This window comes from Vibrio sp. D431a (genome assembly GCF_030248655.1).
Lineage (GTDB): Bacteria > Pseudomonadota > Gammaproteobacteria > Enterobacterales > Vibrionaceae > Vibrio > Vibrio alginolyticus.
Genome location: NZ_JAHGAP010000011.1, coordinates 86,485 through 101,385, shown reverse-complemented (window position 1 = coordinate 101,385; position 14,901 = coordinate 86,485). Strand labels below are relative to the sequence as shown.

Here is a 14,901-nt window from a genome sequence, read left to right as displayed (position 1 = left end):
CCTCGATTTGGTTATAGAAAAAACAAAGGGCTCCGAAGAGCCCTTGTATTGAAGACTGGATGCCAAATTGTTTGATGGCAGATCAGTATTTAATGCGGTCAGCCAAGTGACTCACAGCAAGTGCGAAGTAGTAAGAGCGGTTCCACTTCATCAATACGTTGTAGTTATTGTAAACCAGATACGTACGACCATTCTCGTCGTCCGGCATGATCAACCATGCTTTGATGTCTTCATCCAGTTTTGGCAACGGGCTACCGTCATATTTTGTGATACCTAATTGGCTCCACTCTTGAAGGTATTTGCCTTTTTCAGCCGTGCGCCCTTCTAGGCTGCGATCAATATTTTTAGGAACCTTAACTTGGCGACCCCAAGTATATTTATCATCCCAACCAGACTTGCTCAAATAGTTAGCGGTTGATGCAAACACGTCCGCTTCAGATTGCCATATGTCTTTTTTACCATCACCGTTGCCGTCAGCAGCAAAACGAAGGAAAGAGCTTGGCATAAACTGGCATTGACCCATCGCACCAGCCCATGAGCCTTTAAAGTTCTCTAGCTCAATATGGCCTTGATCGAGGATCTGAAGTGCCGACATGGTCTCTTTACGGAAAAACTCTTCACGACGGCCTTCAAATGCCATTGTGGATAGTGCATCAATCACTTTAAAGTTGCCGGTAAACTTACCAAAGTTACTTTCAACTCCCCAAAGTGCCACAATAAAGCGCGGGTGGACACCGTACTCATCGCCTATACGCTTTAGCTCAGTGTAATGCTCTTTGTAGAGTTGTCTGGCTTGCTTCACCTTCCATTCAGGCACCGCGCGAGGAATGTACTCATCCAATGTCAGTTTCTTTTCTGGTTGGTTTCGGTCCGCTTTTACTGCTCGGGGCTTGTACTCAACATTAGCAAAAGCAGCACTAATGACCTGCTCTGAGATACCTTTATCACGAGCTTCAGCACGCAGCTTATTCAAGTATTCATCAAAACCCTCGCTACTAGCAAAAGCCGAGGTACACATACCAACGCTAAGCATGGTAGCCAGTATTTTTTTCATATTGCCCTCCTTGAGCAAGGCAGAAATCCCAGATGAAAAACGATGACGTTATTCGCCTTTCTGCTGGGCTTTTTGTTCTTTGTACTTTTCTAATAGGTTCTCCGGCGGCGGTGGAACCTGAAGAAAGAAGCCATCATTTTGTAATGAAGCCTTCACTTTTTCGATATCAACTTGTGCCAATTTACGGCCATCAAGTTTAATCGTCATGACAGCGATAGGCTTACCGAACATCTGCATTAAGGTGTCAGGAACCTGTGAAAAATCATCCTTTTTCGGAATATAGAGATAAGTACCTTCTTTTTTCGAGCTTTTATAAATAGAACAAAGCATGACACGCCTTTTATGCTGATTTAGCCGCGTTGAGTGCGGATTAGGTTGAAAACGTCAAATTCTCGCAAACTTAATAGCAAATTTGAGATTAATTCACCTATTTGCCCACGAGAGAACTTGCTGCGTCAAAGGATGAAATATAACATGACATACCTAGTTTAAGGCAACGCTCTTTCAATAAAGGCAAGAAGTCCACGATGACCCATTCACCAGACCTTAAAGGTAGCAGTTTTACATTGTCAGTTTTACACCTTTCTGACAATGAGATCGCAAAGACTGTCGAATTTTTGCAAGAAAAAGTTTCTCAAGCACCTTCTTTTTTTGCATCCGCGCCTTTGGTAATCAATATAGCAAAAGTACAAGGCGACATTGATTTCCCTAAGCTTAAACAAGGCATCTCAGATGCTGGTTTTATTCCGGTCGGTGTAACGGGCTGTAAAGACAAGCGTGTACAAAACCTTGCTTCCGAAGCTGGCTTCGCCATTATGTCGGCGAGCAAATCACCAAGCCAAGCACCTGCCAAAATGGCACCAACGAAAGTAGTTCGTACGCCTGTCCGCTCAGGACAACAGATCTACGCAAAAGATGGTGATTTGGTGGTGCTGGCGCACGTCAGTGCAGGTGCTGAAGTCATTGCTGACGGCTCTATTCATATCCATGGCACACTTCGAGGTCGTGCGATTGCAGGAGCAAGTGGTCAGCAGGAAGCGCGTATTATTTGCCACGATTTACAAGCAGAACTGGTATCCATTGCGGGTGACTACTGGTTAAGCGATCAAATTGAAAGCGAGTACTGGCAAAAGAAAGTAATGATCAGTAAAGCCGATGAATCATTACATTTAGAAGTTCTCGCGATTTAATCTAAAAAGGAAAAAAAATGGCACGCATTATTGTAGTAACGTCTGGTAAAGGTGGCGTTGGTAAAACCACTTCAAGCGCAGCCATCGCCTCTGGTCTAGCTCTTAAGGGAAAAAAGACCGCGGTGATCGATTTTGACATCGGTTTGCGTAACCTCGATCTAATCATGGGCTGTGAGCGCCGCGTCGTGTATGACTTTGTAAACGTCATTAACGGCGAAGCGACATTAAACCAAGCGCTGATCAAAGATAAGCGCACGGACAACCTATTTATTCTTCCTGCTTCTCAAACTCGTGATAAAGACGCACTGACAAAAGATGGTGTTCAGCGCGTATTCGGCGAACTTGATGAAATGGGCTTTGATTTCATTATTTGTGATTCACCAGCAGGTATCGAGCAAGGCGCGTTAATGGCCTTGTACTATGCCGATGAAGCCATTGTCACAACGAACCCAGAAGTCTCTTCTGTGCGTGACTCTGACCGCATTCTCGGTATTTTAGATTCTAAGTCACTGCGTGCAGAACAAGGGCTAGAGCCAGTAAAACAGCATCTGTTACTGACTCGCTACAACCCATCTCGCGTCACTCAAGGCGAAATGCTAAGCGTTGAAGACGTTGAGGAGATCTTACATATTCCACTACTGGGCGTGATTCCAGAAAGCCAAGCCGTGCTTAACGCGTCAAACAAAGGTGTGCCAGTCACTTTTGACGATAACACCGATGCGGGTATGGCTTATTCTGACACCGTTGATCGCTTATTAGGCAATCAGGTTGAATTTCGTTTCCTTACTGAGGAGAAGAAAGGACTCTTTAAACGACTCTTTGGAGGCTAGACATGTCATTATTAGAATTTTTCCGTCCACAGAAGAAAACTTCTGCGAATCTAGCTAAAGAGCGTTTGCAAATCATTGTCGCAGAGCGCCGCAGCCAAAATGATCCTGCGCCGTCTTACTTGCCTCAATTAAAAGAAGACATCTTGAAGGTGATCAGCAAGTACGTGGCAATTGATCCAAATATGGTTGACTTAACATTTGAGCACAAAGACGACGATATCTCAGTTCTTGAGCTAAATGTGAAGCTACCAGACGAAGAAAAGTAATCAGTTTCTCTCGCAAGACGAATACTCTAATTAGAACGAAAAAGGTTGGCATCGAGGCCAACCTTTTTCATCTTTCATTACTTTAATGCTTTGTTCATCTTGTCGCCGAGTAAATCCAAACGCCACCCTTGCATCAAATCAGGCAATACTTCTGGGTCACGATCTTTTTTCCAAACCCAACTGATCAACTGATTGATCTGCTTTTTAGAGGCAAGGAACTCCGTGGCTAAACCTGACTTCTGCGAAGCCGATTTCACCAAGTCTTTCATATTTTTGAAGACCTGCTTGTAACCCGGATAGTCCATTAAACGCTCAATTTTCGCAGGATACTCTTCAGAAGGTGTTTGCTTCGCTTGCTTAACAATCGCGGCAATCTTCGCGCCATGGCGGTTAATCGCTCGGATATCAATATCTTCTGCTTCCATCTTCTTAAAGTTCGTTAAACCAAGACGAGCGACCGTTAATAGATCACCTTCTTTGAAGATAAAGTTCAGCGCTAAATCTCGTTTGATTGCTTCACGATAACGCCACGTCGCCAATGGCTTTAAAATCGCTAGCTCAGAAGGTTTTAATTGCCAAGCGCCCTTAATATCAAGGTAGGCATTCTCTTCATTAGTTACGCGAATACGTTTCGAAACGAGTAAATCACTTTCTTGCTGTACAGCTTCCCACCAACCTGCTTGCGTCACCTTATCAAACAGCTTTTCGTATAACGGTAACAAGTAATGAACATCTGCGGCAGCATAATCTAATTGCTTTTGTGTCAGTGGACGAGCCATCCAGTCGGTACGTGATTCACTTTTGTCGAGCTCTACGCCTAAATATTCTTCCACCAGCGATGCGAAGCCTGTCGATAAGCCGTGACCGAGAAAAGCGGCCATCAGCTGCGTATCCACCATAGGGAATGGTGTACAACCAAAAGCGTTTTGGAAAACTTCTAAATCTTCACCACATGCGTGCAGCACTTTTAGCACAGAAGTATCTTTTAATAGCGCTACAAACGGCGTCATATCCGTTAATTCAGTCGGATCAATCAGCGAGAGGCGATTACCATCGAAAAGCTGAATCAGACCTAACTGCGGGTAGAAAGTGCGAATACGAACGAATTCGGTATCCAACATCACTACGTCTGCCTCTCGGGCATGAGTGCAAACCTCTTCTAGGTCTTTGTTTTTAGTAATAATTTGATAGTTCACATACTTCTCGCTATAAAAAATGCCAGCAAAACGCTGGCATTCTATCATTTTTTAAATCTCTCGACTCGACGAAATCGGCTTATGCGCTTTTCTTCGCAAGTTCAGCGTCATTCTCTTCGCGTAAAACACGACGCAAGATCTTACCGACATTGGTTTTAGGTAAGTCTTCGCGGAACTCAACCAACTTCGGAACTTTGTAGCCAGTTAAGTGTTCTCGACAATGCGCGATCACTTCGTCTTTGGTCAAGCTCGGATCGCGTTTCACGACATAAATCTTCACTAATTCACCAGACACTTCATGCGGCTGACCAATAGCAGCAACTTCAAGTACTTTGCCGTGAAGTGCTACAACGTCTTCGATTTCGTTCGGGTAAACATTAAAGCCTGATACTAAGATCATGTCTTTCTTACGGTCAACGATATGCAGGAAGCCTTCGTCATCGAACTTAACGATGTCGCCAGTTGATAGCCAGCCGTCTTCGTTAATCGTATCTTTCGTTGCTTCAGGTCGTTGCCAGTAACCTTGCATAACCTGAGGACCACGAACTTGAAGTTCGCCAGTTTCAGTATTCGCAAGAGCGTTACCTTCTTCGTCCACGATACGAACTTCTGTTGATGGTACCGGCAGACCAATAGAGCCATTGTATTCAACAAGATCATGCGGATATGCCGCCACCAACGGAGAACACTCTGTTAGACCGTAACCTTCGAGCAAATAGCAACCCGTGGTCTTTTGCCATCTTTCTGCCACTGAGCGCTGCACTGCCATGCCGCCGCCAACGGCTAAACGTAGATTACTGAAATCCAACTCGTGGAAATCTTCATTATTGACCAATGCATTAAATAAGGTATTCACGCCCGTAATCGCAGTAAACGGATGCTTTTGTAGCTCTTTCACGAACCCTGGAATATCTCTAGGGTTGGTAATAAGTAAGTTACGACCACCCATTTCAACAAACAGCAGACAGTTTACGGTAAGAGCAAATACGTGATACAGCGGTAATGCTGTCACGACTAATTCACGCCCCGGAGATAAAACCGGTCCGTACGCGCCTTTTGCCTGTAGAACGTTCGCAATCATGTTGCGGTGAGTCAGAATCGCGCCTTTCGCGACACCTGTCGTCCCCCCCGTATATTGCAGGAATGCAATGTCATCCCCAGACATAAACGGTTTAACGTATTGTAGACGACGACCTTTACGTAGAGCCTGACGCATTGAGATTGCACCAGGTAAATCGTACTTAGGCACCATGCCCTTAACGTACTTCACGACAAAATCGACAATCGTACCTTTCGCTCGTGGCAGCATTTGACCAAGACTGGTTAACACTACGTGTTTGACTGGTGTTTTATCGACGATTTGTTCTAGCGTATTCGCAAAGTTAGACACAATCACAATCGTCGTCGCACCTGAGTCATTCAATTGGTGTTCAAGTTCACGAGGAGTGTAAAGTGGGTTAACGTTTACGGCGATACAACCTGCACGCAAAATACCAAATAATGCTACTGGGTATTGCAGTAAGTTTGGCATCATCAGAGCAACGCGGTCACCCTTTTGCAGTTTTAACTCGTTTTGCAGATACGCTGCGAATGCGCGACTACGCTCTTCCAATTTACGGAAGGTCATAACCGAGCCCATGTTCATGAATGCTGGTTGGTCTGCATATTTTTGTACAGACTGTTCAAACATTTCTACCAAAGACTCATATTGCTCTGGATTAATGGTTTCAGGTACGTCACTTGGATAACGTGAAAGCCATGGTTTATCCACGATGTTACTCCTCGTTTATAACTGGCTAAAAAATAGCGTCCTTTTTATTTTGAAAGCTATTACAGCACAGCGAACGTGCTTGAGCACGCAACTCTCAAACACTTGTTTAAATTTTGTTAACTACACCAAGAATTCGCGTTGCGACCTCGAGTATTTGCTCTAAATGACAGTGATGACCACCCTTGACAGAAACCACTTGCGGTGGGTTCTCTCCCCAATCAGCTTGGTTAGATGGTAAATTCTGAAATCCTTGATCGCCTAATACAATCAAATGAGGACAACGTATTTGGCTGGTAATCGAGTTAGCATGCGCTTGCGCCATTCGGTAAAGCGACGCACATTTTAACTTGGCGTCATGCCGCCAATACCATTTATCTCCTCGCTGCTCTGTTCCACGCTCGACTATCGGTAGAAGTTGCTCAGCGGTTAATTGGTTGGCTTGCATGCGTAATTTTAACGCCAGATCGAAGGAGGCAATGGCTCGCTCTGGCTTGTTTTGCTGTCTTATTCGACTTAAAACGCCATCGCGAAGACGAGGCAAACTGTTAGTAGGATCCTCATGAAGAGGTCCTGCTCCCTCAATTTGCACAAGAGCTTCGACCTGCTCTGGAAACGCTGCACTATAGCAACTTGCGATTAAAGCACCAAGTGAATGCCCTACTAATATCAGTCTGTTTGGTGATAATTCGTCCAAAAACTGATACAAATCGGCAATATAGTCGTGAAAGGGGTAATAATTATCGTGAGATTTATGACTCGATAAACCGTGACCAAAATGATCGATGGCGAGGAGGTGTAAGTGAGGATTAAGTTGATTCAACTGCTCCATGAGCGCTTTAAAGCTGCCCGCATTATCTAACCACCCATGAAGAAAAACGACTGACAAGTCAGCCGTTTTCTCGTTCCCTATCTCAAGGGCTGCCATTTTGCCGGCAGGAAGCTCGAATTGACGCTCATGCATCGCAGATTATTTGACCTGTTTTATCACTTTACCGTCTTGCGGGAAATCATTACGCCACATGCGGCAGTTAATCGAGTAACATGGGTAAAAGTAGGTTGGCGAGTCATACATGCGTACACGTTCTTCAATTTTCCATAAACGGTACCCTTCCCCCTTAATTACTGGGAAGATGTAACCGTGCTCACCGATCTTTCCTTCTTCTTCCCCTGCTCCTTTGCCTACAACCGTCACCAAACGGCCTTCACTAAAGGCGACAGGCTCTAAATAGCCATCAAAATAGGCGACAAAACGCCCCGTAGGCTCTTCATCAATATCAGGTTTACCAGACTTACTGATAGGAAGGTTTACAATCTCTAGACGCGTTTTATCTTTAAAGTTATCCACTTTAGCGATGATTCCACCAAGGCGAACATCTTCACTCACTTGCCCCTGAGACTCAGCAAACGCTTTATAGTCTGTAACGACCAATTCTGTGCTTGCATTTAGCTCCTCTGGCAAAGAGCTACACGCAGACAAACCAACCGTAGCAAATAATGCGAGAAAAAACCGTCCAAAAACCTTCATAAACCACCTTTCAATATTAGTAACCCCAAGCTGGGGAGATCTCACACGTAAATATCGACACCAAGTAATTGAGCCAGTTCCTCTTTTTTAGCTCGATTCATGACATCCATGTACTGCTCCATTGCTTTACGTGCGCCCCCTTCAGGAAGGTCATATTGCACTTGAGCTCGGTGAATTTGGGACTCATCCACGTGTTTTATGGAGTGCGCCACGGCGTTAGCAACCTTTGAAGGCTGACCTACAGGCTGCTTTGTTTGTGATTTATTTACCTGCTTCTTTTGACTGGCTTTATGAGTGCGATTTGCACCGGGAATCAAAGAAGGAGGCAAGCCATTAATCGACGCCATAGCACTCCATAAAAATACAGGGCAAACGCCCTGCTTTTTGTCAGGTTAATGAAAAACGGACTATTCGCGACCAGGAAGTTTTTTCCATGTCACATTATCACGTAAATAAACAGGGCTCGAATCTTCGACCGGCACGGTATTACCCTTTTTAAATTCTTGTTCAGCAAGAATCACGATGTCTTGTGAATCAGGGTACAGAACGTCACTATGCGTCAAATTAAACGGTAGGTCTGCTAATACTTCTTGGTAAGCATCCCAACCAGTACCTGCTGTCGTCCACGTTTTGTCGTCTGCTTGTGCTTCTTCAACGAGACGTGCTGGTGGAATTACGCACTCTGCATCCATCTCTGCCCACTCACCGTTTGCTTGGCGAGTGTAACGTGCCCAGTAAACTTCACCCATACGTGCGTCAATAGCCACAGCGACATCGGTCACACCATGTAAGCGATAGCTACCTTGAGCCATTGCAGCCAGCGTTGAAACGCCGATCATAGGTAAGTCAGCACCGAACGCCAAACCTTGTGCGATACCAATACCGATACGAACGCCAGTAAAGCTACCTGGACCACGTCCAAACGCTAACGCATCCAGCTCTTGTAGAGTCAGGCCAGCTTCTTTGAGTACTTCATCAACCATTGGCAGTACTTTTTTGGTGTGATCGCGTGGTGCAACCGCGCTACGTGAAATCACTTGATCATTAGCCAACAACGCAACTGAACAGTTTTCAGTCGCTGTATCGATAGCAAGAATTTTTGCGCTCATTTAACTCTCTACAACTCTCATTTATTGGGTTATGCCTCAGCACTTGCGTCTGTGACAGATTGTTCTGCTTTCAGGAATGCTTTGATTCCATCTAAGTCTCGCGTCCTTGGGATAGGTGGTAGACTTCCGAGGAAAATACCACCATAGTCTCGCGTGACGAGGCGATTATCACAAATGATCAACGCACCGTGATCCTTCTGATCTCGAATTAATCGCCCGACTCCCTGCTTTAACGTAATCACTGCATCCGGGATTTGTACTTCAGCAAATGGTTCACCGCCACGTAATCGACAATCCTCGATACGGGCTTTGAGTAACGGATCGTCAGGGGCGGTAAACGGTAATTTGTCGATAATAACACAGCTCAGCGCATCACCTCTAACATCAATCCCTTCCCAGAAAGCGCCCGTCGCCACGAGTAAAGCGTTACCCAGTTCCATAAACTCCGCCAAGGTTTTCTGCTTACTCATCTCCCCTTGCATTAACACAGGCAGCTCAAGTACTTCTCGGAACTTCTCACCTAGTTCACGCATCATGCTGTGCGAGGTACATAAAAAGAAGCAGCGACCATCATTTTCTTCAATCACCGGAGCAAGCATTCGGACTAACTTATCCGCTAAGCCGTTACTGTTTGGCTCTGGCAAATACCTTGGCACACAAAGGCGCGCTTGCTTTTGATAATCAAAGGGGGACGGCAGAGAAAATTGCTTTGTAGGCTTGAGGCCAAGGCGCTCAGTAAAGTGCTTGAAATCGCCCGATACGGCTAGGGTTGCTGACGTGAAAATCCAAGCGCCTTGTTTAATCTCTATTTGCTCATGGAACTTGTCCGCGACAGAAAGAGGCGTAATGTGCAGAGCGAAATGACGAGGCGAGGTATCGTACCAGTATGAGTAACCGGTAATATCGACATCACATACCCGGTCGATACGGCCTTTGATCAAATTTGCTCGTTCAAAGGCGGTATCCAGTAATTGACTGCGCCCTAAGGCTATTTTGAGTACATCAATCGCCAATTCGAGGCTGTCAGTTAAGCGCAATAATTCTCGCTTAATAGAACCTGATTGCAACGCCTCACGCCAGTTGCCACGAAAGCCTGGCTCACCCAATACAATCCGCATGTCCATTGCGCTTTGCATGAGTTTGTCGCCCACTTTTTGCAATTGACGCATATCTTTGGCTTCGGTGCGATAGGCTATTTCAATGTCTTTGGCAAGATCGTGAATTTGGCGGCTTGAAACTGACTGGCCGAAATATTCGCTCGCAATATCTGGCAACTGATGAGCTTCATCAAAAATAAACACATCGGCTTCTGGAATCAGTTCACCGAATCCTGTTTCTTTGATCGCTAAATCAGCAAGAAACAAGTGATGGTTCACTACAACAATGTCGGAATCCATGGCTCGCTTACGCGCTTTCAATACAAAGCAATCAGTGTAGCTCGGACATTCTTTACCTAAACAGTTATCATTGGTTGAGGTGATAGTCGGAATGATCATGCTGTCTTCTGGCAGATCATCACAATCACCAAGGTCACCTGTTTTGGTTTCTGATGACCAAGCACGCACTTTAACCAGTTGAGTTAATAACGTCGGGTCAGATTCATTAGTGTGGCTTTCGACCATTTGGCGGCTCAAACGATCCAAACACAGATAATTAGAACGCCCTTTTAATAACGCCACTTGGCCATAAAAACCAAGCGCATTGACCATGAGCGGTAAGTCACGATGGTACAACTGCTCTTGCAAGTTTTTCGAGCCTGTACTGATGATCACTTTTTTACCGCTTAACAGCGCAGGGACTAAGTAGGCGAAGGTCTTACCGGTTCCGGTTCCTGCCTCCACCACCAACTGGGTTTGATCTTTGATCGCACTGCTGACGGCTTCCGCCATATCGATTTGTGGCTGACGAGCTTGAAAGCCAGGAATGGCCTTACCTAACGCGCCATCAGAGGAAAAAGTTTTTGCGATCATGCTTGGTATTGAGTTTGAAAAATTATCGAGAGTATATCAGAGGAATAGGAGTGACATCAGCCCACAATCTGACCAGCTTGCGGCGACACGCGGATATTTTGTTGAAACCAACGTAAGAATAGATTATTTATGGTGAAACATGGCAGTACAGTTACACCCGCCAGGGAATAATAACAAATTCGTACGCTAAAATATTAATGCATGGAAGTACCTGATTTATGGAAAAGAAAACACTGTTGACCCACTGTTCTGACGCCCCGGGTCTCATCTCGAAAATTACTAATATCTGTTACAAGCACCAACTCAACATCGTTCACAATAACGAATTTGTTGATAATACCAGTGGCCACTTTTTCATGAGAACGGAGTTGGAGGGGTACTTCAACGATCAAACGTTTCTTGCCGACTTGGACCAAGCTCTCCCGCAAGGTGCTAAGCGTAAATTGGTTGGCTCTCGCCGTAAGCGCATCGTCATTCTCGTCACAAAAGAAGCGCATTGTTTAGGCGATATTCTGATGAAAACCTACGATGGAAGCCTAGATGTTGAGATCGCCGCTGTGGTGGGGAATTACGACAAACTGCAAACTCTCACTGAACGCTTCGACATTCCTTACCACCATGTGACCCATGAAAACCTTAGCCGTGAAGAACACGAGCAGAAGATGCTAGAAGTGATCGATCAATACGATGCTGACTTTTTGGTGCTAGCTAAATACATGCGCGTATTAACGCCGACGTTTGTTGAGAAATATCACCACAAAATCATTAATATTCATCACAGCTTCTTACCTGCTTTTATTGGCGCGAAGCCATATCAACAAGCTTACGATCGCGGTGTGAAAATCATCGGTGCAACAGCACACTTCGTGACTAATGATTTAGATGAAGGGCCGATCATCAAGCAAGACGTAATTCCTGTCGACCATACATTCAATGCCCAAGATATGGCGCAAGCGGGACGCGATGTAGAGAAGAACGTATTGAGTAAGGCTTTGAATAAAGTGATCAATGACCACGTCTTTGTTTATGGGAATAAGACAGTGATCCTGTAATCCCTCCGTACTAGTTACAACGATAGTGAAACCCGTCCAACTTGGCGGGTTTCATCTTTTCAGAAGATCCCCCCTCCAATTCTAACCATCAAAGTTAAACCGATACGTTATAATTTTTCATTTCTCCACAACTATTTACTGAGAGAATGATTCCGTTTATCATTTGCCCTCCTTATAATAAACCACGTTAATATTACGGAATTAAAATGAAAAAAACGTTAGTGGCTTTTCTGATTGGGCTGACTTTACCAGCAACCACAATCGCAGATACTCTTGAGCCTGTTCAGAATGATGTATCCACTCGCATTATCGGCGGCGAACCTGCCAACACTTCCGACTGGAAATTTATTGCTTCACTGGTACGTAAAGGACAACCTACATCTATTGGTCACTTTTGTGGTGGCAGTTTCCTAGGTGGAAAATACGTATTAACTGCTGCGCACTGTGTGGAAGGTCTTAATGCGGACGATCTGGATATCGTTCTTGGTCTTTATGACAAAAACAGAGAGTCTCAAGCACAGCGCATCGCCATTAAAAATATCTATTCACATGATGAATATAACAACATAACAACGAACAATGACATCGCTCTTATTGAATTAGAACGCAATATCGATAGCGCAACTATTGACCTGGCAACGCCAGAACTTTTAGATAGCGTACGCGTAGGAGACAAGTTGCACGTGGCTGGATGGGGAAATACGTCCACGACAGACCGAATATACCCAACCGTTTTACAACAAGTAGATTTGGAATACGTAGATCGAGCTACCTGCCAAAACCTACCAGGAAACTACTCTAATGTATCAGATGACGGTATTTGCGCCGGATACTATTGGGGAGGTAAAGATAGCTGCCAAGGAGATAGCGGCGGTCCACTCATCGTTGATGATAACGGTATCAACAAATTGCTAGGCGTGGTCAGCTGGGGGGATGGATGTGCTCAACCAAACGCTTATGGTGTTTACGCCAACGTCGCTCATTTTCAACACAATGGATGGATAGATAGCCATCGCAATACTATCAGCTTCACTAAGTACCGAGATCTTCGTTTCGTTGAGCGAAAAGCGCAGCAAGAGACCTTTACTATTCGTAATGACGATACTATCCCATTCAACATCTACCAAAGCACAATATCATACGGAAGTACCATCGAGAAAAGCACTTGTACTGGTACCTTAAAGCCTTCGCAAAGCTGTCAAATTACCGTCGGCTACCAACCTAGCTATTCGGGATCAGAAACAACGATAGAGCTCTTTACCGATCATCCGAAACTGTCCAGACTCACAACAACTTTCGAGTATTCAGGTGTAGATAAAGCAAGCAGATCAGTGCGTAATGCCATTCCGCTAGCAGACGCAAATGTTTATACCGGTCAAAACGCTTGGACGGCTGAAAATGGTGAACTGCAATCAGCGGATATGGGAGCTTATCCTGGTGTATCTGAGCTGGTTTTGACCGATCTTCCGAAGGGCAAACTTACCATGGATCTCAAAGTAATGTCCGATGGTTTTGATTACTTGTTCATCTTAGTTAATGGTGAAATTTACGATAGCACCAACCAACTCCTCGATTATAAAGAGATCCAGATCGATCTTTACAAAGCATCTAATACGATAACGTTTGAATACGTCCAACACCCGTTTTCAAGTGGCATTTACAGCGCGCAAGCATTTGTTCGCAACATAAATATGTCAGTCAGCACAGATAATACGGGCGATGCTGGTAACGACGTTAATAAAAAGTCTAGTTCAGGCGGCAGTTTATCTATTGGCCTACTGGTGTTAATGGCTGCAGGTTCATTCGTACGACGCAAAAAAAGGTAACGAGATGAAACATAGACTCAAGATATTCCTACTTGGTTTGGGCACTATCAGTTTAACTGCATGTTCAGCAAACGCAGGACTGCAAACAAACCAGACGTCTGAGCACCAAGCAATGATGGTAGAGACTTATAGGACAAGTGAGAGTCAAATTTCATTTATCACAGAGTCTAACGGCTGCAGTAAGAACGATGATTTTAGCCTAAAAATAGAGCAAAGCTCACAGACAGAAGCTCTTATTACTATCGTTAGAGACAAGGCGGATCATTGTAAACGAATGCCGTTTGCCAAAACTTTTACACTGCCTTTAGATGAAGAGTTGAAAGGCAAAAAACTTTCCATTACCAACCCAAAAAGCAAGTCACTGGCTAAATAGTGATTCGCTTACGAAAGGGAGCCTCGGCTCCCTTTTTGCCTATCGCAACTCAGCAATTCTCACCCTAGCGTTTTACGCCTGCTCAGACTCCACAATACGCTTAAGTGAATGCGGGTGCAGTTTGATACAAATGCCTTGGTACTTAAACGCCACTGTTGGGTTATTCAAGCGTTCGCCATCCCCTTTCGGGCTCGACAGTTTGATCTTCACACCCAGCTCTTCTAACTCATTAAAGCGTGCGCCAAACGCTGGATAAGTGTGTCTCAAATCAGCAAGAAACTCATCTGCGGTTTCGGCATGAGACGGAATCACAAACTCCACATGTTCCCAGCTTTCAGTTGGGTAGATTTTGCCTTCCGCAGGGTATGGCAGCTCCAGACACTCAATCTTCCAGCCACGACTTTCCAACGCTTTATCGAACTCAATAACAATAATTGGGCGACCGTTGATTTTCGCTTGTGAAATCACCTTACCGTATTGATTCCATGCTTCATGCGCGGCTTTTGCTGTTTCAGTATCATTAATTCGCAGCGCAATATGGTCAGCTTGAGCAAAGCTCAGATCCAGTTTTAACAGGGATGCAAGCTCTTCAATCTTCGCCATAAATGCATCCAGATCTTGGATCATCAATTTAGGCGCTAGGCGTTTTTCAACTAGTTGAGTCGTCATTGTGGTTCTCTTTTGGGGCGATTTATCTCATTACTCTGAGCGCAATAGTAAACGCAAACCAAACCACATT

The 14,901-nt window shown here is 44.8% G+C and carries 16 protein-coding genes; 6 read left to right on the top strand and 10 right to left on the bottom strand.

Annotation, left to right across the window (positions count from 1 at the left end):
* Positions 1–82: 82 nt before the first annotated feature.
* Together KJB35_RS09635 and KJB35_RS09630 are read right to left on the bottom strand one after the other, a co-directional pair.
* Complete coding sequence (locus KJB35_RS09635) at positions 83–1,054, bottom strand: lytic transglycosylase domain-containing protein (RefSeq protein ID WP_005388330.1); 972 nt, start codon at positions 1,052–1,054, stop codon at positions 83–85.
* Positions 1,055–1,102: 48 nt separating this feature from the next.
* A complete protein-coding gene (locus KJB35_RS09630) occupies positions 1,103–1,384 on the bottom strand; it encodes a YcgL domain-containing protein (protein ID WP_005382303.1) in 282 nt (93 codons plus the stop codon).
* A 197-nt stretch (positions 1,385–1,581) separates the two neighbouring features.
* Here KJB35_RS09630 and minC point away from each other — a divergent pair, with 197 nt between their 5' ends.
* Genes minC through minE form a run of 3 tightly spaced genes read left to right on the top strand, consistent with a single transcriptional unit; the run spans position 1,582 to position 3,340 of the window.
* On the top strand, positions 1,582–2,244 hold the full coding sequence (gene minC / locus KJB35_RS09625; RefSeq protein WP_005382304.1) for a septum site-determining protein MinC: 663 nt from the start codon (positions 1,582–1,584) through the stop codon (positions 2,242–2,244).
* A 17-nt stretch (positions 2,245–2,261) separates the two neighbouring features.
* Positions 2,262–3,074, top strand: coding sequence for a septum site-determining protein MinD (gene minD / locus KJB35_RS09620; protein WP_005388331.1), 813 nt, complete (start codon positions 2,262–2,264; stop codon positions 3,072–3,074).
* A 2-nt stretch (positions 3,075–3,076) separates the two neighbouring features.
* Entirely contained in the window at positions 3,077–3,340 is a 264-nt protein-coding gene (gene minE / locus KJB35_RS09615; protein ID WP_005388332.1) for a cell division topological specificity factor MinE, read from the top strand.
* A gap of 77 nt (positions 3,341–3,417) precedes the next feature.
* Here the strand turns inward: minE and rnd are convergent, their stop codons facing one another.
* From rnd to KJB35_RS09580, 7 genes are all read right to left on the bottom strand, one after another.
* Positions 3,418–4,536, bottom strand: coding sequence for a ribonuclease D (rnd, locus tag KJB35_RS09610; protein ID WP_031777213.1), 1,119 nt, complete (start codon positions 4,534–4,536; stop codon positions 3,418–3,420).
* A gap of 79 nt (positions 4,537–4,615) precedes the next feature.
* On the bottom strand, positions 4,616–6,307 hold the full coding sequence (gene fadD, locus KJB35_RS09605; protein WP_005382216.1) for a long-chain-fatty-acid--CoA ligase FadD: 1,692 nt from the start codon (positions 6,305–6,307) through the stop codon (positions 4,616–4,618).
* A 106-nt stretch (positions 6,308–6,413) separates the two neighbouring features.
* Positions 6,414–7,268, bottom strand: a complete 855-nt coding sequence (locus KJB35_RS09600) for an alpha/beta fold hydrolase (RefSeq protein ID WP_005382215.1) — start codon at positions 7,266–7,268, stop codon at positions 6,414–6,416.
* Between the two features lie 6 nt (positions 7,269–7,274).
* Positions 7,275–7,832, bottom strand: a complete 558-nt coding sequence (locus KJB35_RS09595; protein WP_005382214.1) for a Slp family lipoprotein — start codon at positions 7,830–7,832, stop codon at positions 7,275–7,277.
* 41 nt (positions 7,833–7,873) lie between these two features.
* Complete coding sequence (locus KJB35_RS09590) at positions 7,874–8,179, bottom strand: hypothetical protein (protein ID WP_017819942.1); 306 nt, start codon at positions 8,177–8,179, stop codon at positions 7,874–7,876.
* 60 nt (positions 8,180–8,239) lie between these two features.
* Positions 8,240–8,941 carry a tRNA (adenosine(37)-N6)-threonylcarbamoyltransferase complex dimerization subunit type 1 TsaB gene (gene tsaB / locus KJB35_RS09585; RefSeq protein ID WP_017819943.1) on the bottom strand — a complete coding sequence of 234 codons (702 nt, stop codon included), beginning with the start codon at positions 8,939–8,941 and terminating at the stop codon, positions 8,240–8,242.
* Positions 8,942–8,970: 29 nt separating this feature from the next.
* Positions 8,971–10,911: an ATP-dependent DNA helicase gene (locus tag KJB35_RS09580; RefSeq protein WP_005382210.1), complete on the bottom strand. Its 1,941-nt coding sequence runs from the start codon at positions 10,909–10,911 to the stop codon at positions 8,971–8,973.
* Positions 10,912–11,129: 218 nt separating this feature from the next.
* Here KJB35_RS09580 and purU point away from each other — a divergent pair, with 218 nt between their 5' ends.
* From purU to KJB35_RS09565, 3 genes are all read left to right on the top strand, one after another.
* Positions 11,130–11,963, top strand: coding sequence for a formyltetrahydrofolate deformylase (gene purU / locus KJB35_RS09575; RefSeq protein ID WP_005382206.1), 834 nt, complete (start codon positions 11,130–11,132; stop codon positions 11,961–11,963).
* A gap of 206 nt (positions 11,964–12,169) precedes the next feature.
* Positions 12,170–13,789, top strand: coding sequence for a trypsin-like serine protease (locus KJB35_RS09570; RefSeq protein WP_005382202.1), 1,620 nt, complete (start codon positions 12,170–12,172; stop codon positions 13,787–13,789).
* 4 nt (positions 13,790–13,793) lie between these two features.
* Positions 13,794–14,162, top strand: coding sequence for a hypothetical protein (locus tag KJB35_RS09565; protein WP_005382200.1), 369 nt, complete (start codon positions 13,794–13,796; stop codon positions 14,160–14,162).
* A gap of 72 nt (positions 14,163–14,234) precedes the next feature.
* Here the strand turns inward: KJB35_RS09565 and KJB35_RS09560 are convergent, their stop codons facing one another.
* Positions 14,235–14,831: a VOC family protein gene (locus tag KJB35_RS09560; RefSeq protein WP_065274265.1), complete on the bottom strand. Its 597-nt coding sequence runs from the start codon at positions 14,829–14,831 to the stop codon at positions 14,235–14,237.
* Positions 14,832–14,901: the final 70 nt, after the last annotated feature.